The organism is Nocardioides hankookensis (genome assembly GCF_042658885.1).
Classification (GTDB): Bacteria; Actinomycetota; Actinomycetes; order Propionibacteriales; family Nocardioidaceae; genus Nocardioides; species Nocardioides hankookensis.
Map to the genome: position 1 here is coordinate 1,351,858 of NZ_JBHSRJ010000004.1, position 16,254 is coordinate 1,368,111.

General features: G+C 72.7%; 16 protein-coding genes. 5 read left to right on the plus strand and 11 right to left on the minus strand.

Annotated features, from left to right (window positions below; genetic code table 11):
- Window positions 1–7: 7 nt before the first annotated feature.
- The 5 genes from ACFPYL_RS12995 to pepN form a co-directional block, all read right to left on the minus strand.
- Window positions 8–487 (minus strand): GNAT family N-acetyltransferase, encoded by a 480-nt coding sequence (locus ACFPYL_RS12995; RefSeq protein WP_379154592.1) that lies wholly within the window; start codon window positions 485–487, stop codon window positions 8–10.
- The gene (locus ACFPYL_RS13000; protein WP_379154595.1) at window positions 484–3,129 is read right to left on the minus strand and encodes an AAA family ATPase; all 2,646 of its coding nucleotides are present in this window, start codon (window positions 3,127–3,129) and stop codon (window positions 484–486) included. Before ACFPYL_RS13000 ends, ACFPYL_RS12995 begins: the two co-directional genes overlap by 4 nt.
- The gene (locus tag ACFPYL_RS13005) at window positions 3,126–4,304 is read right to left on the minus strand and encodes an exonuclease SbcCD subunit D (protein WP_379154598.1); all 1,179 of its coding nucleotides are present in this window, start codon (window positions 4,302–4,304) and stop codon (window positions 3,126–3,128) included. Before ACFPYL_RS13005 ends, ACFPYL_RS13000 begins: the two co-directional genes overlap by 4 nt.
- Window positions 4,305–4,449: 145 nt before the next feature.
- Window positions 4,450–5,283 carry a formate dehydrogenase accessory sulfurtransferase FdhD gene (locus ACFPYL_RS13010; protein ID WP_379154601.1) on the minus strand — a complete coding sequence of 278 codons (834 nt, stop codon included), beginning with the start codon at window positions 5,281–5,283 and terminating at the stop codon, window positions 4,450–4,452.
- On the minus strand, window positions 5,280–7,724 hold the full coding sequence (pepN, locus tag ACFPYL_RS13015) for an aminopeptidase N (protein ID WP_379154604.1): 2,445 nt from the start codon (window positions 7,722–7,724) through the stop codon (window positions 5,280–5,282). The genes ACFPYL_RS13010 and pepN overlap by 4 nt, the downstream gene beginning before the upstream one ends.
- A 33-nt stretch (window positions 7,725–7,757) precedes the next feature.
- On the opposite strand from pepN, the gene ACFPYL_RS13020 reads away from it, so the two are divergent.
- Entirely contained in the window at window positions 7,758–9,479 is a 1,722-nt protein-coding gene (locus ACFPYL_RS13020; protein WP_379154607.1) for an aminotransferase class V-fold PLP-dependent enzyme, read from the plus strand.
- 89 nt (window positions 9,480–9,568) lie between these two features.
- On the opposite strand, the gene ACFPYL_RS13025 is transcribed toward ACFPYL_RS13020, so the two are convergent.
- Genes ACFPYL_RS13025 through ACFPYL_RS13035 form a run of 3 tightly spaced genes read right to left on the minus strand, consistent with a single transcriptional unit; the run spans window position 9,569 to window position 11,212 of the window.
- Complete coding sequence (locus ACFPYL_RS13025) at window positions 9,569–10,126, minus strand: hypothetical protein (RefSeq protein ID WP_379154610.1); 558 nt, start codon at window positions 10,124–10,126, stop codon at window positions 9,569–9,571.
- Between the two features lie 13 nt (window positions 10,127–10,139).
- Window positions 10,140–10,469 carry a Dabb family protein gene (locus tag ACFPYL_RS13030; RefSeq protein WP_379154613.1) on the minus strand — a complete coding sequence of 110 codons (330 nt, stop codon included), beginning with the start codon at window positions 10,467–10,469 and terminating at the stop codon, window positions 10,140–10,142.
- Window positions 10,469–11,212, minus strand: coding sequence for a maleate cis-trans isomerase family protein (locus tag ACFPYL_RS13035; protein ID WP_379154616.1), 744 nt, complete (start codon window positions 11,210–11,212; stop codon window positions 10,469–10,471). The genes ACFPYL_RS13030 and ACFPYL_RS13035 overlap by 1 nt, the downstream gene beginning before the upstream one ends.
- A 188-nt stretch (window positions 11,213–11,400) precedes the next feature.
- Here ACFPYL_RS13035 and ACFPYL_RS13040 point away from each other — a divergent pair, with 188 nt between their 5' ends.
- The gene (locus tag ACFPYL_RS13040; RefSeq protein WP_379154618.1) at window positions 11,401–11,874 is read left to right on the plus strand and encodes an SRPBCC family protein; all 474 of its coding nucleotides are present in this window, start codon (window positions 11,401–11,403) and stop codon (window positions 11,872–11,874) included.
- Between the two features lie 95 nt (window positions 11,875–11,969).
- Here the strand turns inward: ACFPYL_RS13040 and ACFPYL_RS13045 are convergent, their stop codons facing one another.
- Together ACFPYL_RS13045 and ACFPYL_RS13050 are read right to left on the minus strand one after the other, a co-directional pair.
- Window positions 11,970–12,965, minus strand: coding sequence for an NADP-dependent oxidoreductase (locus ACFPYL_RS13045; RefSeq protein WP_379154621.1), 996 nt, complete (start codon window positions 12,963–12,965; stop codon window positions 11,970–11,972).
- Window positions 12,966–13,070: 105 nt separating this feature from the next.
- Window positions 13,071–13,355, minus strand: coding sequence for a Fe-S cluster assembly protein HesB (locus tag ACFPYL_RS13050; RefSeq protein WP_379154624.1), 285 nt, complete (start codon window positions 13,353–13,355; stop codon window positions 13,071–13,073).
- A 111-nt stretch (window positions 13,356–13,466) separates the two neighbouring features.
- Between ACFPYL_RS13050 and ACFPYL_RS13055 the strand changes: the two genes are divergently transcribed.
- From ACFPYL_RS13055 to ACFPYL_RS13065, 3 genes are read left to right on the plus strand one after another with little or no spacing between them, the layout of a single operon-like run.
- Window positions 13,467–13,895 (plus strand): OsmC family protein, encoded by a 429-nt coding sequence (locus ACFPYL_RS13055; protein ID WP_379154627.1) that lies wholly within the window; start codon window positions 13,467–13,469, stop codon window positions 13,893–13,895.
- Window positions 13,895–14,776 (plus strand): oxidoreductase, encoded by an 882-nt coding sequence (locus ACFPYL_RS13060; protein WP_379154630.1) that lies wholly within the window; start codon window positions 13,895–13,897, stop codon window positions 14,774–14,776. Before ACFPYL_RS13055 ends, ACFPYL_RS13060 begins: the two co-directional genes overlap by 1 nt.
- Entirely contained in the window at window positions 14,773–15,561 is a 789-nt protein-coding gene (locus tag ACFPYL_RS13065; RefSeq protein ID WP_379154633.1) for a hypothetical protein, read from the plus strand. Before ACFPYL_RS13060 ends, ACFPYL_RS13065 begins: the two co-directional genes overlap by 4 nt.
- On the opposite strand, the gene ACFPYL_RS13070 is transcribed toward ACFPYL_RS13065, so the two are convergent.
- On the minus strand, window positions 15,548–16,249 hold the full coding sequence (locus ACFPYL_RS13070; protein WP_379154637.1) for a peptidylprolyl isomerase: 702 nt from the start codon (window positions 16,247–16,249) through the stop codon (window positions 15,548–15,550). The genes ACFPYL_RS13065 and ACFPYL_RS13070 overlap by 14 nt on opposite strands.
- Window positions 16,250–16,254: the final 5 nt, after the last annotated feature.

Consider the following 16,254-nt stretch of genomic DNA (forward strand, 5'->3'; position numbering starts at 1 on the left):
TCGCAACCTAGCCCTCGGCCGCCGGATGCTCCATCCACACCGTCTCGGGGCCGCCGTCGACCTCCGCGGCCTGTCGACGCACCTCGACGAAGCCGTGACGCGTGTAGAACGCAGCGGCGCGGTCGTTGCCGGCGACGTACTCGAGCGTCACCCGCGCACCGCCCGCGAGCGCGACGAGGGCCTGGAGCAGGGCCGACCCGGCGCCGGAGCCCTGCGCGGTGGGCACGACGTACAGCTTCCAGATCGTCGGCGGCTCACGCTCGAGGTCGAGGTTGCCGACACCGACGACTCGCCCGTCGTCGACGGCGACGAGCGTTGCGGTGGTCGTGAGGCTGCGCAGGACCGCCTCGTCGGACCACCAGGTCGCTAGCCCGTGGGCGACGAAGTCGGGGCCGGCGAAGGAGTACGTCGGCGGCCAGGTGAGCTCGCCGACGGCACGGATCGCCGCGACGTCGTCGGGGGTGGCGGCGCGGACCTCGAGGGTCATCGGCTGACCGAGACGGCCGAGCCGTGCCGGGACTTGGTGACGAGGAGCTGGGTGGGGATGCGGTCGCGCATCTCGGCGACGTGGCTGACGACGCCGACGACCCGGCCGCCGTCGCGCAGCGAGTCGAGGGTGTCCATGACGTCGTCGAGGGTGTCGGAGTCGAGCGCGCCGAAGCCCTCGTCGACGAAGAGCGTGTCGAGGTCGGCACCGCCGGCCTCCTGGGTCACGACGTCGGCGAGCCCGAGCGCGAGGGCGAGGGAGACGACGAAGGTCTCGCCTCCGGACAGGGTCGCGGGGTCCCGGGCCTCGCCGGACCAGTCGTCGCGGACCAGGAGGCTCAGGCCGCCACGGGTCTCGCCCGCGCCGCGTCGTCCGGTGTGCTCCAGGGTGTAGCGCTGGTCGCTCATCCGGTCGAGCCGCTCGTTGGCGGCGGCCACGACCTGGGCCAGTCGGTAGGCGAGGACGTAGGCCGAGAGCCGCATCTGGAGCCGGTTGTCGGCAGCCTTGCCCTCGACGAAGGAGGAGAGCCGGGTGACGGTCTCGAGGTCGTCGTGCAGGGGACGCCACGCCGCCACCGCGCGGTCGAGGCTCCGGACCAGCTCGGCCAGCCGGGTCGCGCGGGACGAGGACGCGGCCTCGTGTGCCCGCGCGTCGCCGAGCCGACGCAGGGCTTCGTCGTGGGCGGCGGCCAGGGCGGGGAGGTCGGGCAGTGGTGTCGTGGTCTCGTCGTCGGCACCCTCGTCGTCGAGGACGGCAGCAACGGCCGCCAGCCGACGCTCGTGGTCGGCGACCTGGCGGGCGAGGTCGTCGTAGGCACGTCGCTCCAGCGCTGCCCCCACGGCGTCATCGGCCCGGTCGAAGCCGGCCTCTGCCGCAGCGGTGGCGACGGCGCGCTCCGCCTCGACCAGCGCGGCGTCGGCGGCCGCCAGCCCGTCGAGCGCGGCCAGGGCCGAGCGGGCCGCCTGCTCGTGGGCGGCGTACGTGGCCGCCAACGTCTCGTCGTGACCCGCGAGGTCGGCCTCGAGTGCCTCGGCCTCGGCGGCGAGCGCGGACAGCGAGGCCGCGACGGCACCGGTCTCGGCGGCGATGTCCGGCGGGACGACGCCGACGCGCTCGGTGGCGGTGACCAGCTCGGCGGCCAGCGTGCGCTGCTCGACGTCGCGCAGGTGCTCGGTGGCCGCGGCGTCGTCGGCCCGCTTCTGAGCCGCGCGCTCGGCGGGCTCGTCGGGTGCGCCGTCGGCGGCGGCGGCCTTGTGGGGGTGCTCGCACGATCCGCAGACCGGGCACGAGCCGCCGACCACGAGGCCGCCCGCCATCTCGGCGGCCATGCCGTGCAGCCGCGCCTCGCGTACGTCGAGGGCGTGCGACCGGGCCTGGAGCGTCGCCTCCCGCGCCGTGGCGTGGGCCGCCTGGGCGACAGCGACCTGTTCGGTCAGGGTGACCACCCGCGCCCGTGCGTCGGCGAGCGCCTGCTCGGCGGCCGCGGCGAGCCGGGTCTGCCGTGCGTGCAGCGTCTGCTCCTCGGCGCGCAGGGCGGTCAGCCGGGCGACGCGGGGCTGCAGGGCGCGTGCTCGGGCGGCACCGTCCACGGCCTCCTGGAGGGCGGAGCGGAGCTCGTCGCGGTCGGTGACCTCGAGCCCTTCGACGATGGTGCGGGCAGCCGAGCGGGCGCGCTGGGCCCGGACGGCCACCTGGTGCAGCGGCACCACGGCCGCCGCCCGGCGCGCGGAGTCCAGGCGTTGCTGGGCGCCGACGTGGGCCGGGGCGAGGTCTGCCAGGCGCGCGCGTTCTGCGACGGCCGCGGCGCGCCGGGCCTGGCGCTCGTGGCGGGCCTTGGCGGCGTCGAGGTCGGCGCGCGCCGTGGTCTCGAGGTCCGCGGCCCGGGCCGCCGCGGCGGCGGTCTCGGTGCGGGTGCGCTCCTCGGTCTGTCGCAGGGCCCGGGCCCACTCCTCCGGCAGCTCCTCGGGAGCCGCGGACCCGGTCGTCTCGCTGACCCGGCTGACCAGGTCGGCGACGGTCTCCCTCGCAGCGTCCGCGCGCTTGCGCAGGTCGAGCCGGCGGTCGCGCAGCCAGCGCTCGACGTCCTCGAACCGACCGGTGCGGAACAGCTGCTGGAGCAGGCGGTGCCGCTCGTCGGAGCGCGCGCGCAGGAAGGCCTGGAACCGGCCCTGCGGGAGCATCGCGACCTGGGTGAACTGGGCGACGTTCATGCCCAGCAGCCGCGAGACCAGGTGGCCGGTCTCGTCGAGGCGCGTGGAGTGGGTGACCCAGGTGCCGTTGACGCGCTCCGCGATGGTGACCGACGCCTGCTCGGTGGTGGTGCCGTCGCCGCGCTTCTTGGCGCGCTCCCACGACGGGGACCGGGTGATCCGGAAGCGCCGGCCCGACAGCGTCGCCTCCAGCACCACCTGCGGGCGGGTGCCGGGGGCGGCGAGGTCGGAGCGCAGCCGCTTGGCGGTGTTGCGGTCGCCCGGGACGTCGCCGTACAGCGCGAAGCAGACGGCGTCGAGCACGCTGGTCTTGCCGGCGCCGGTGGGCCCGGACAGCAGGAAGAGCCCGGCCGCGGACAGGTGGTCGAAGTCGACGTCGATGGTCTCGGCGAACGGCCCGAACGCGGTGGCCTGGAGGTGGTGGAGCCTCACCAGAGGCCGTCCGCTCCGTGCGCGGAGACGAGCACGTCGACCTCGGGGTCCTCGCAGCACGCGTCGCACGCCGCCTGGAGCAGCGCCGTCTCGTCGTCGGTCGCGGGGGCGCCGCGGAGCTCGGCGACGAAGTCGAGGGCGATGTCGTGGTCGGAGCGCCCCTGCGGGCGCGCGAGAGGTACGGCGGCCGACGTACCGCCGGTGGGCTCGAACCCGATCACCAGTGTGTGTGGGAAGCGGGCGCGCAGCCGCTCCATCGCCTGGAGGGGGCGTACGTCGTCGGTGAGCGTCGCCTGGATCCAGGACTTCTGGTGCTTGCCGAAGCGGGGCTCCTGGAGGAGCTCGTCGAGGGTGCCGCGGATCCGCGCCAGATTGCGCGGGACCGGCGCGTCGACGAACTCGGCCGACGTCATGTCGGCGGCGCCGAGCTCGACCAGCCAGGAACCCTTGCGCTGGTCGGCCTCGGAGAACGAGTAGGCGAGCGGCGACCCGGAGTAGCGGACCGTGTCGGTGAGCGTGTGCCGGCCGTGGAGGTGGCCGAGCGCGGTGTAGTCGACGCCGGTGAACGTGCTGGTCGGCACCAGCGAGACGCCCCCGACGCTGATGTCGCGCTCGGACTCGCTGGGCTGGGCGCCGGCGACGAAGGCGTGGGCGAGCACGACCGACCGGGCGCCCTTGCGGTGACCGAGGTCGGCGCGGACCCGGCGCATCGCCTCGTCGAGCGCCGCCTCGTGGGAGCGGGCGGGCAGCCGCCACGGCTCGCGGAGCGTGTCGGGGTCGAGGTAGGGGATGCCGTAGACGGCCACCTCGCCGTGCTCGTCGCCGAGCAGGACCGGGGTGCCGACGCCGGCCGCGTCGGTGCGGATGAAGACCCCGGCCGCGTCGATCAGCCGCGAGCTGAACCCGAGCCGCTGCGCGGAGTCGTGGTTGCCGCTGGTGAGCACCACCCGGGCACGGCTGGCCGCCAGGCGGGCGAGCGTCTCGTCGGCCAAGCGGACCGCGTCGACCTGCGGGAGCGCGCGGTCGTAGATGTCGCCGGCGACGACCACCAGGTCGACGCGCTCGCGCTCGACGACCTCCAGCAGGTGGTCGACGTACGCCGCCTGGTGCGTGAGCATGTCCTCGCGGTGGAACGACCGGCCCAGGTGCCAGTCGGACGTGTGGAGGATGCGCATGACGCCACGCTAGGAGGCCGCACCGACAGTGCCTCGCCCCCACGCCGGGCGGCAGGGTGTGAGGCACGTCGTTTGGTCACCAACCGCAGATTTCAAGACCCGGAAGCCGCCGTTTGGTCACCAACCGCAGAACCACAGGCCGCGCTCAGACGTACCGGACACACCGATCCGGCCGGGTGAACCCGTAGAGCACCAGCCCGGACTCCTGGGCGAGCCGCACGGACAGCGACGTGGGGGCGCCGACGGCGACCAGCGACCCGACGCCGGCGGCGATCGCCTTCTGCACCAGCTCGAAGCCGGCCCGGCCGCTGACGACCAGGCACGCCTCGGCGGGCGACGACCCGGCCAGCACCCGCGCGCCGGTCACCTTGTCGACGGCGTTGTGGCGGCCGACGTCCTCGCGGATGGCCAGGAGCTCGCCGCCAGCCGTGGCCAGGGCGGCCGCGTGCACCCCGCCGGTCCGGTCGAAGACCGACTGGCGCTCGCGCACCAGGTCCGGCAGCCGGCGTACGACGTCCGTCGTCGGCAGTGCCCCGGTCCACCGCGACCCGGCCGGCGCCGCCAGCGCCTCGGTGACGCTGTCCTTGCCGCACACCCCGCACGCCGAGGACCCGGAGGACTGCCCGACATGACGGTGGCCGGGGTCGCGCAGCGGGGGAGCCGACAGCGTCACCGTGACGACGTTGAACTCCTCCTCGGGCTCCAGCGTCACGTCGGTGCAGTAGGCGACCCCGTGGATCGACGCTCCGGACGCCAGCCCCTCGTGCACCAGCCACCCGGCGGCGAGCTCGAAGTCGTGCCCGGGCGTCCGCATCGTCACCCACACCCGCCGCGCGGGCGCGCCCGGCCAGGCGAGCCGGATCTCCAGCGGCTCCTCGGTGGCGAGGCGGTCCTCCCGCGCCCGTTCGCCGGACGGCGTGACCTCGTGCACGCGTGTCCGGACGGTCGGTCCGGGGCGGCGTGCACGCTCGGTCGTCATGACGTCGGGTAGGCCTTGCGGATCGCGAGCTTGCGGGCCAGGTCGTCGGCGCAGTCGCTGAGCCGTCGGCGTACCGACAGGGCGAGCGTGTCGTCCGCCGCGAGCAGCTCCGCACGCTCCAGCGTCGACTCCGACAGCGAGGTGACCGGGAAGAAGAACTCCGTCGCGTCCGCCAGCACCCAGCCGCTGCGCACCTGCACCGTGTAGGGGAGCTCGTCGAAGTAGCGGTCGACGTACGACGCCGTCAGCTCCTCCTGCCCGTCGCGCCACATGCCCAGGCCGGCGGCCTCGAGCTCGTAGTTGGGGACGTCGAGGCGTCCGGTGAAGACGTCCCACGCCAGCGCCTTGGCCTCCGCCGTCGGCAGCGACACCGCGGCCCGCATGTGCGCGACCCGGGACTCACCGGTCGGCTCCGCGTCGAGCGCGGCCTGGAGCTCCGCGGCGTCGGTGGCGCCGAGCGCGGCGAGCCGCACCAGCACCCGCCACCGCAGGTCCAGGTCCAGGGAGATGCCGTCGGGCGTCGCCGCCAGCCAGCCCCGCAGCTCGTCCGGGTCGCTCGACGTCGAGACCGCCATCCGGAGGGCAGAGAGCTGGAACTCCGACCCCACCTCCGTCGAGCCCAGCTTGCCGAGCATGGCGGCGTGCACGCGCTCGAGAGAGCCCGCGGGCGCGAGCGGCAGCACGTCGCCGTACAGCCACGGCGCGAGCCGGCGCTTGCTGTCCTCGGTCGACTCGACCGGCGCGCTGGCGACCACGAGGTCGACGACGGCGGCGGGGGAGAGGGCGGCGTTGTGGAAGGCGCTGCGCACGTTGTTCCAGATCCCGGCCCGCAGCGCCGGGTCCTCGACCGACGGCAGCAGCTCCGCCAGCGCGTCGGCGCTCGACGTGTCGGCCTCGACGACCGCCCAGGTGTCCTCGAACGGGTCCAGCACGAGCGCCTGGCCCTTGAGGTCGTACGCCGTCTCGGGGGCCTCGAGGGTCACCGACTCGGTGCTCCACCCACCGTCGGTCGCGACGGCGACCCGGAAGGTGTGTGACCGGTCGGCCGGGTGGTCGGCCGGCGGCGTACGCCGGATGACGCCCGCCGAGCGGTCGAGCACGATCCGGTCCGGACCCGCCGTACGCAGCCAGTTGGTCGTGAACGCCGACAGGTCACCCGCCCCGGCGCGCTCCCACGACTCGAAGAGGTCGTGCATGGTCGCGTTGCCGAACCGGTGCCGCGTGAAGTGGTCGATGACGCCCGCGAAGAAGACGTCGTCGCCCATCGTCGCGTTGAGCTGCTTGAGGATGCTGGAGCCCTTGGCGTAGGAGATGCCGTCGAAGTCCTGGAGCGCGGCGCTCGCGTCCTTGGCCCCGTTGCCGGCGACCGGGTGCGTGCTCGGCCGCTGGTCGGCACTCAGCCCCCACTGGCGGCGGGCGTAGGCGTTGTCGACCCACGCGTCGGCGTACTCCGTGACGTCGGCGGTGACCCGGTTGCCCATGTACTCGGCGAACGACTCGTTGAGCCACAGGTCGTCCCACCACTGCGGCGTGACGATGTTGCCGAACCACTGGTGCGCCATCTCGTGCGCGAGCGTCGTCGCCCGCTGGATCCGCATCCCGCGGGTCACGCGGCTCGTGAAGACGAGCGGGTCGCGGAAGGTGACGCACCCGGGGTTCTCCATCGCGCCGGCGTTGAACTCCGGCACGAACGCCTGGTGGTAGTTGCCGAACGGGTAGCGGATGCCGAAGAGCCGGTGGAACTCGTCGAAGCACTGCTTGGTCATCGTGAAGAGCTCGTCGGCGTCCGCGTCCAGCGCGCTCGCCATGCTGGCGCGCACCGAGAGCCCGAGCGGGATGCCGTCGTGGTGGTCGGTGATCAGGTGGTAAGGGCCGGCGACCACGGTGACGAAGTACGTCGACAGCGGCTGGCTGCGCTCGAACTCCCACACGCCCGCCTCCGGGTTCGTGCCCGGGGCGTTGGCGACCACCGTCCAGTCGGCCGGCGCGTGCACGTGCAGCGTGTACGGCGCCTTCAGGTCGGGCTGGTCGAAGCACGCGAAGACCGAGGGCGCGGCGTCCATGAACATCATCCCGTAGACGTACGACGCGCCGTCGGCCGGATCGGTGCTCCGGTGCAGGCCCTCGCCGTCGTTGCGGAACGGCATCACGGCGTCCACGACGAGCTCGTTGTCGCCCGCGACGGTCTCGATCGGCAGCCGACCGCGCTCGAGGAGGTCGGGGTCGACGATCGCGCCGTTGAGCCGGATCTCGTTGACCCGCACCGGCTTGAGGTCGAGGAAGGTCGGCCCGCCCTGGCTGCTGAACCTGATGGTCGTGACCGACCCGAACGTCTTGTCGTCGGCGGCCAGGTCGAGCCGCAGGTCGTAGTCCTGGACGTCGAGGAGCTGGCGGCGCGCGACGGCTTCGGTGCGCTGGAGGCTCTGGTGCGGGCTGGTCACGCCGTCACCCTATGTCGGGCCTATCGTGACCCCATGAGCGAGGCATCGAGCGGGGCATCGGGCGAGCCCAAGGACGACCTCCTGGCCCTGATCCGGGACTCGGTGATCGGCGAGGACCACGTCATGGAGACGCCGTACGGCGCCCGCAGGGTCACCTACGCCGACTACACGGCCTCGGGCCGCGCGCTGGGCTTCATCGAGGACTTCATCCGCGACCAGGTGCTGCCCAGCTATGCCAACACGCACACCGAGTCGAGCGGCACCGGTCTGCAGACGACGCGGCTGCGCGAGGAGGCGCGGGAGATCGTCCGGGACGCGGTCGGCGGCGACGAGGACACGATCGTGCTGTTCGCGGGGTCGGGCTGCACCGGCGCGATCGCCAAGCTGATCGGCGTCCTCGGCCTGCGCATCCCGTCGGTGCTCGACGACGCCCACGCCCTCACCGAGCACATCCCGCCCGCACAGCGACCCGTCGTCTTCATCGGGCCCTACGAGCACCACTCCAACGAGATCCCGTGGCGCGAGTCGATCGCCGACGTCGTCACGATCCGGCAGGACGCCGACGGCGGCGTCGACCAGGACGACCTGCGCGAGCAGCTCGAGAAGTACGCCGAGCGCCCGCTCAAGATCGGCTCCTTCTCGGCCGCGTCCAACGTCACCGGCATCGTCTCGGACACGGCCGCCATCGCATCACTGCTCCACGAGCACGGCGCGCTGAGCTTCTGGGACTTCGCCGCGGCCGCGCCGTACGTCTCCATCGAGATGCACGCCGCCCCCGACCGGCCGCTCTCCTACAAGGACGCGGTCTTCCTCTCGACGCACAAGTTCATCGGCGGCCCGTCCACGCCCGGTGTGCTCGCCGCCCGGCGCGAGCTCTTCGCCAACCGCGTGCCCGACGTGCCCGGCGGCGGCACGGTCGCCTACGTCAACGACGACGACCACCGCTACCTCGACGACGTCACCCACCGTGAGGAGGGCGGGACGCCGGCGATCATCGAGTCGATCCGCGCCGGGCTGGTCTTCCAGCTCAAGGAGGCGGTCGGGGTCGACACGATCCGCGAGCAGGAGGAGCGACACCTGCGACGAGCCGTGTCCGCCTGGCGCGACGAGCCCGGCATCGAGCTGCTCGGCAACCTCGACGCCGACCGGCTCTCGATCGTGTCGTTCATCCTGCGCTCACCGTCGGGGCGCTACCTGCACCACAACTACGTGGTCGCGCTGCTCAACGACCTCTTCGGCATCCAGTCGCGCGGCGGCTGCTCGTGCGCCGGACCGTACGGCCACCGCCTGCTCGGCATCGACATCGAGCGCTCGCACGAGTTCGAGCGCGAGATCACCGGTGGCTGCGAGGGCATCAAGCCCGGCTGGGTGCGCATCAACTTCAACTACTTCGTCTCCGACGCCGTCGTCGACTACCTGATCGAGGCGGTCCGGGTGACCGCGCGCGACGGGTGGAAGCTGCTCGGCGACTACCGCTTCGACCCGATGTCCGGGCTCTGGCGGCACCGCGACGGCGTCGTCACCCCGCCGCTGTCGCTGCGCGACGTGTCGTACGCCGGTGGCCGGGTCTCGATGCCCAGCAACCGGGCGACCGGGGGAGAGGACCTGCTCGCCGAGCACCTCCGCGACGGCATCGCCCTGCTCGAGGCCACCACGGGTCCCGACATGTCGGGCCACCCCGGCAACGTCAGTGCCGACTTCGAGCACCTGCGGTGGTTTGACCTCCCGTCCTCGAGCTTGCTCGAGGACGAGTAGGAGGGCAGGTCGAGTGCCCGCGCGAGCGACGAAGGAGCTCGCGACCGGGCGTACCGAGACCGAACGCCCGACGCAGAAGACCGACCGCGTCAGCCCCGCGCCACCCAGTCGGAGACGCTGACCTGCCCGTGCTTGTCGACGGGCGCCACGTCGCGCTCGTGCGCGAGCGACGAGATCGCGGCGAACCGCAGCGCGCCGTAGTTGCCGCCCGCGAGGCAGCGGCTGGGGAAGCGGAGCTTGATGACCGGGTGCCCGGCCTCGCTCCAGCCGTGGCCGAGCCGGACCCGGCACCGGATCTTCTGCTTGCTGCTGCCCTGGTCGGTGAACGCCTTGCGGAGCAGGTAGTTCTTCGTGCCGCCGGTCGCGCGGAACTTGCTGATCACGCGGACGCCGGTGCCGCCGCGCGGGTCGATGCTCACGGTGAGGTTGCCGTCGCGGGTCGCGTCCTCGACCTCGATCTCCGCGACCACCTGCCGGTCGAGGCTCTGGACGGTGACGCTCAGGATGTCGAGCGTCCTGGTGCCGACGTCGCCCTGCGCGTCGGTGACGGTGAGCTCCTGGGCCGAGGCCGGCCCGGCGCTGAGGAGGACGACGCCCAGCGGGGCGACCAGGGCGGTGGTGAGCGCGGCCGCGAGAGAACGCTTCATGCCCCGGAGCGTGTCACTCCGGCGTCGTCGCGAAACCTCGTCGTACGGCGGCGTCGTCGTACTGCACGAACGCCTTCGACCCGAGCACCGGGACGATGTGCTCCGACACGACGGCGACGTGGGCGGGGTTCTTGCCGTACGCGCGCCACGCGTCCTCGGACTCGAAGCGCATGTGGAAGCGCAGGGTGGCGTTGCCGCCGGTGAGGCCGGCGTCGCGCACGACCTCGGCCTCGACGAGCCCGTCGATCCGACCGGGCAGCCCGAGCAGGCCGCTGAGGATCGCCTCGACCTGATCGTCGGTGGTGCCGGGGGAGAGGGTCAGGTGGCCGACGTGGTTGAACATCAGTGCAGCTCCAGGAGGGATCCGTGGCCCGCGATCCGGTCGTCGATGCCGTTCGTCCGGAAGGCGTGCCACATGGTGGCGAGGTTGATGGCGATGACGGGCTTGCCGAGCTCCTTCTCGAGCTCGGCGGCGACGGCGATGCACTCCAGGTTGGTGCCGCACTGGATCAGCGCATCCACGTCCGGGCCGTCGACGGAAAGGAAGGCGTTGCGCAGCGTCTCGGGCGTCTCGTCCGCGATCGAGGTGGCCGACGCCGAGCAGAGCCCGGTGATCGCCGCGACGTCGTACCCGAGCTCGGTGAAGTAGGCGACGACCTGCTCGTCGCCGACGGGCTGGTAGGGCGTGACGATGCCGATCCGCTTCGCCCCGAAGGCCCTGAGCGCCTCGCCGGCGGCGGTCGCGCCGGTGGTCACCTCCAGCCCGGTCAGCTCGCGCACGCCCTGCTCGAACGCCGCGTTGCCCGGCACGCCACCCCAGAACGTCTCGGCCGACATGCCCATGACGATGTAGTCCGGCTCGCAGGTCATCACGGTCTCGAGCGCGCTCGGCAGCGCCTCGTTGAGGCACTCGCGGAACGCCTGGAACGCGTTCGCCGAGTGCAGCGCCGGCGCCTTGATCATGATCCGGCCGGTGTGCCAGGAGCAGTCCTGGGGACGGAGGTGGTGGAACTCGCGCTCCACCGACGTGTTGGTCGAGGGGAGGACCAGGGCGAACTTGCGGCCCTTGGTGGTCACGCTGGTCATGGACCAAAGATAGACGATATACGATCCTTCGCGAGGCAGGATGGCGACCATGGACGCGAGTGACGACCGGACCGGCCCGTTCTTCCACGTCCCGACCCAGCGGTGACCTGGCAACCGTTTGCGGCCGAGGAGGGATGGCATTCGGTTGCTGGCTCACCGCTGCCTGGATCAGTGGCATGCTGCGACGCATGCCCCAGGTCACCGCAGAGGCGTGGGTCCCGGTGTCGCCCGAGGTGGCCTTCGCCGTCTCGCAGACGACAGGCGAGGTCCGGCTGAGCTGGGACCCGTTCATCCGGCACCAGCACCTGATCGACGCCGACCGGCCGGGCAAGGACGTCCGCACCCTGACCAAGGCGCGCGTGGGACCGACGATGATCAGCCGCTACGTCTCCTACCGACCGCCGACCTCCGTCGGCATGACGATGGAGAAGGGTCCGTGGTTCTTCGCGACCTTCGGTGGCGGTTGGCGCTTCACCCCCGAGGACCGCGCCGGGGTGTCGGGCACCCGAGCCGTCTGGAAGTACACCTGGTCCGGCCGCCCCGGCTGGCTCGGCCCGCTCGCGGACCCGATCGGTCGCTGGCTGCTCGGCCGCGAGATCCGCGCCCGGATCGCCGCCTTCGCCCGCGCCTGCGAGAACCCCGACGTGCTTCGTGTCCTGTAGAGCGCGGGCTCGCGCCACCTGGCTCGGACGTCATACGAACCGGTCGCCCGGGCAGCCAGCTCGGATGACGTCCCAGGCAGACGGCCGCACGCCGGTCAGAGCTGGACGAGCATCTTCCCGGTGTTGTCGCCGCGGTGGAGGCCCAGGAACGCGTCGACCGCGTTGTCGATGCCGTCGACGAGGGTCTCGCGCCAGGTGAGGGAGCCGTCGGCGACCCAGGCGCCGGCGCGGCGGTAGAACTCCGAGGTGGCGTCGCCGTGGTCGGTGACGATGAAGCCGCGCATGGTGAGGCGCTTGCTGATCATCATCATCATGTTGCGCGGGCCGGCGGGTGGGTTGTCGGCGTTGTAGTCGGCGATCATCCCGCACTCGGCGATCCGGCCGTGGTCGGCCATCGCGAAGATGGCCGCCTCGAGGTGCTCGCCGCCGACGTTGTCGAAGTAGACGTTCACCGCGCCGTGCTCGCGCAGCTCGCGGCCGATGGGGGCGTCCTTGTAGTTGAGGGCGACGTCGAAGCCGAGCTCGGTCAGCCACGCGCACTTCTCGGCCGAGCCAGCGGAGCCGATGACCTTCGCGGCGCCGAGCTGCTTGGCGATCTGGCCGGCGGCGGAACCGACCGCGCCGGCGGCGCCGGAGATGAAGACGGTGTCACCCTCCTCGACGGGGGCGATCCGGGTGAGCCCGACGTACGCCGTCATGCCGGGCATGCCGAGGGTGCCCAGGTACGCCGAGGCGGGGACGTGCGAGACGTCGACCTTGCGGACGGCCTTGGCCGAGAGCAGTGCGTGGGTGCGCCAGCCGGCCTGGTGGAGCACGGTGTCGCCGACGGCGATCCCGTCCGCGCCCGAGGCGATGACCTCGCCGACCGCGCCGCCGTCCATGACGGCGTCGAGGGCGAACGGCGGGACGTAGGACTTCACGTCGTTCATCCGACCGCGCATGTAGGGGTCGACCGACATGAACGTGTTGCGGACCAGCACCTCGCCGGGACCGGGGTCGGGCAGGTCGACGTCGACGGTGCGGAAGTCGTCGGCCGTGGGCCAGCCCTGCGGTCGGGCGGCCAGGTGGATCTCGCGAGCGGTGGTGGTCATGCCTCGATCCTCCCAGGGTGCGGACGTGGCGACGGGCCCCGGTCCGTGTTCCGGGGCCCGTCGGTTGGGGGGTGTGCCGTGTGGACTCAGTGAGCCGCGGTGGGCTCAGCCCTGGATGGCCAGGGCGAACTCGACCTTGCCGGCGGTGTCGACCGCGGCGTCGAGGATCTTGTCGTCGAGCAGCAGTGCGGCGGACTCGTCCAGGTAGACGGTCGCTCCGCCCTGCTCGACGACCTGGTCGCCCGGTTCACCCTGGGCGGCCGCGGTGACCTCGAAGGACGGCTCGGGGGTCGGTGCGGACGTGATCCGCAGGCCGGCCTCCTCGCTGAGTCCCGGCTGGGTGGTGATCTCGTTGACGATCGCAGTGGCGTTTTCGGTGAGGGTGAGCATGCTCGCCTTTCCGATGGCGGTTGCTGGTCCAGACCACCGTCCCGGATTCCCGGGCGCGAGACAAGTCCCCAGGTCAGCACCGGCGTGTCGGCGTTCTGGCACGCTGGCCCCATGAGCACGCCCGAGGGAGCAGAGCGCCGTGTCGACCTGACCAAGATGGGGGAGGGCCGCTACAAGGCGACCAACGCCCGTGGGGGAGTGCTGCCGGTCGGCTCGGGGGACGACCCCGACTTCACGCCGGTCGAGCTGCTGCTCGCCGCGCTGGCCGGCTGCGGCGCCATCGACATCGACCTGATCACCGGCAAGCGCGCCGAGGCCACGTCGTTCGACGTCGTCGCCGAAGGCACCAAGATCCGCGACGACCAGGGCAACCGTCTGGTCGACCTGCGGGTGACGTTCGACGTCCGGTTCCCCGAGGGGGAGGCCGGCGACCGCGCCCGCGAGGTGATGCCCAGCGCGATCGAGAAGACCCGCGACCGCCTCTGCACGGTCGGCCGCACCGTCAAGGTCGGCACCGACATCACGTACGGCGAGGCCTGATGGGCGGCTCGGACAAGCGCTGGGTCGCGGACCGGCGCCAGGACGGGCGCCGCTTCGTCGTCACCGGCGGCAGCGGTGGGCTCGGGCTCGAGACCGCCCGCGTCCTGGCCGCCAACGGGGCCGACGTGGTGCTCGCCGTGCGCAACGTCGCCAAGGGCGAGGCGGCCGCGGCCACGCTGACCGGCACGGTCGAGGTACGCCGGCTCGACGTCGCCGACCTGGCCTCGGTGCGCGAGTTCGCCGCCGAGATCGGCCCGGTCGACGTGCTGATCAACAACGCGGGCGTGCTCGCGGTGCCGTACGCACTGACCGTCGACGGCTTCGAGACGCAGCTGGCGACCAACCACCTCGGCCACTTCGCCCTGGCCAACCTGATGCTGCCGCAGCTCAGCGACCGCGTCGTCGCGATCTCCTCCGACAGCCACCGGCTGGCGAAGCTCGACCTCACCGACCTGAACTGGGAGCGACGCCCCTACAAGGGGTTCACGGCGTACACGACCTCGAAGCTCGCGAACCTGCTCTTCACCGCGGAGCTGCAGCGTCGGCTCACCGCCGCCGGCTCGACGCTGCGCTCCGTGGCCGCCCACCCCGGCTCGACGGCGACCTCGATCACCGGCAGCACCGGGAACGCGTTCAAGACCTGGGTCGGCTCGTGGGGGCACAAGATCGCGGGCATGTCGGTCGAGAAGGGCGCACTGAGCTCGCTCTACGCCGCGACCATGGACGTCCCGGGCAACAGCTTCATCGGGCCCGACGGCTTCAAGGAGATGAGCGGCTGGCCGACCGGTGTCGCCCGGAGCCGAGCCGCCGTCGACCCGGACCTGGCGCGGGGACTGTGGGAGCGGTCGGAGGAGATGACCGGAGTGCGCTTCCCGTGGTGAGGACCTCGGCGCTGGTGGCCGCGGGTGCGCTGGCCGTGTCCCTTCTCGTGCCGGTGTCGCCAGCCTCGGCGGAGTCCGCGTCGACACGGTGGTGCACCGGCAACCACTGGGGCCCCGGGCGCGCCATCGCCGACCGCGAGCGGCAGCAGCGCGTCGTGCGCCGGGCGTTGGCCACCCACGACCGCGAGTACCAGGTGAAGCGGGCGACGGTCAGCCACTTCGGGGTCGTGGCGCTCGTGGACGGCGACCTCCGCAAGGCGCGGCGCGAGCTGCGCGGCGTACGTCGCGTCGTGTCGTGGACCGGGCACGGGCTCAGCTACTCCGCCCCGCAGGAGCGGATGAGCGTGGTCATCATGGGCCTGCTCGACGGGGCGCTGCGCGACGTGCAGCGTCGGTTGCGCGAGCTGAAGGACCTGCCCGGCCGGGGGCTGCAGGCGGTCTGGCTGCACTCGGGGACGGTCGTGGTCGCGTGGAAGGCCCCGGTCCCGCGGCAGGTCAGCGCGCTCGCCGGCATCCGGCCGGACGGCGCGGAGGTCCGTGTCGTGGCCAGGCCCTACTCGTGGCGAGACCTGGAGACGGCCAGCAACCGGCTGGAGAGGTTCCTCGACGAGCGCGACGTCAGCTGGAGCGGGCTCGGCGCCTGCGCGAGCGACGCCGGCCTGGAGCTGGGTGTGCCGTCGAGCATCGAGGAGCTGTCCGTGAGCCAGGCCGAGCTCGACGAGGCCGCCGGCATGCGGGTGCTCGTCGTGCCCGGATCGCCGCTCCTCCCTGCTACCCGACGGTGACCTTGGTGATGTCGACGGGCGTCGTCGGGTGCCCGTCGCCGGGGCCGTTGGCGTCGTCGGTGCCCGCGTCGGCGACCTTCTGGACGAGGGCGACGCCGGCGTCGTCGACCTGCCCGAAGATCGTGTACGCCGGGGGCAGCCTGGTGTCGCCGTACACGATGAAGAACTGCGAGCCGTTGGTGCTCGGACCGGCGTTCGCCATCGCGAGCGTGCCTGCCGGGTAGGCGATGGTGCCGTCGGCGTCCGCCTTGGGCATCGCGTCGAGCTCGTCGTCGAACGTGTACCCCGGGCCGCCGCTGCCAGTGCCGGTCGGGTCGCCGCACTGCAGCACCAGGATGCCGGCGGTGGTGAGGCGGTGGCAGCTGGTCGCGTCGAAGTAGCCCTGCTTCGCGAGCGAGACGAAGGAGTGGACGGTGCACGGCGCCGCGTCGGCGTCCAGCTCGGCCTTGATGTCGCCCGCGCTGGTCGCGATCGTGGCGGCGACCTGGCCCGACTCGCTGGCCTGCGCCGACGGCGGGTCGACCTCCTTGGCGGCGCTGCCGCCCTCGGCGTACGTGCAGGAGGTGGTCCCGGTCGTGGGGGCGGTGTCGGAGGCCGTGTCGCCGTCCGAGTCGCTGCCGCAGCCGGCGAGTGTGAGGGCGGCGACGATCGCGAGGCCGGCGACGCCGGCGAGGTGGCGGGAGCGCATGGCCA

Coding starts and splice junctions, on each gene's coding strand:
- ACFPYL_RS12995 (WP_379154592.1), bottom strand. CDS start 487: ATGACCCTCGAGGTCCGCGCCGCCACCCCCGACGACGTCGCGGCGATC.
- ACFPYL_RS13005 (WP_379154598.1), bottom strand. CDS start 4,304: ATGCGCATCCTCCACACGTCCGACTGGCACCTGGGCCGGTCGTTCCAC.
- ACFPYL_RS13010 (WP_379154601.1), bottom strand. CDS start 5,283: ATGACGACCGAGCGTGCACGCCGCCCCGGACCGACCGTCCGGACACGC.
- ACFPYL_RS13020 (WP_379154607.1), top strand. CDS start 7,758: ATGAGCGAGGCATCGAGCGGGGCATCGGGCGAGCCCAAGGACGACCTC.
- ACFPYL_RS13025 (WP_379154610.1), bottom strand. CDS start 10,126: ATGAAGCGTTCTCTCGCGGCCGCGCTCACCACCGCCCTGGTCGCCCCG.
- ACFPYL_RS13030 (WP_379154613.1), bottom strand. CDS start 10,469: ATGTTCAACCACGTCGGCCACCTGACCCTCTCCCCCGGCACCACCGAC.
- ACFPYL_RS13035 (WP_379154616.1), bottom strand. CDS start 11,212: ATGACCAGCGTGACCACCAAGGGCCGCAAGTTCGCCCTGGTCCTCCCC.
- ACFPYL_RS13040 (WP_379154618.1), top strand. CDS start 11,401: ATGCCCCAGGTCACCGCAGAGGCGTGGGTCCCGGTGTCGCCCGAGGTG.
- ACFPYL_RS13045 (WP_379154621.1), bottom strand. CDS start 12,965: ATGACCACCACCGCTCGCGAGATCCACCTGGCCGCCCGACCGCAGGGC.
- ACFPYL_RS13050 (WP_379154624.1), bottom strand. CDS start 13,355: ATGCTCACCCTCACCGAAAACGCCACTGCGATCGTCAACGAGATCACC.
- ACFPYL_RS13055 (WP_379154627.1), top strand. CDS start 13,467: ATGAGCACGCCCGAGGGAGCAGAGCGCCGTGTCGACCTGACCAAGATG.
- ACFPYL_RS13060 (WP_379154630.1), top strand. CDS start 13,895: ATGGGCGGCTCGGACAAGCGCTGGGTCGCGGACCGGCGCCAGGACGGG.
- ACFPYL_RS13070 (WP_379154637.1), bottom strand. CDS start 16,249: ATGCGCTCCCGCCACCTCGCCGGCGTCGCCGGCCTCGCGATCGTCGCC.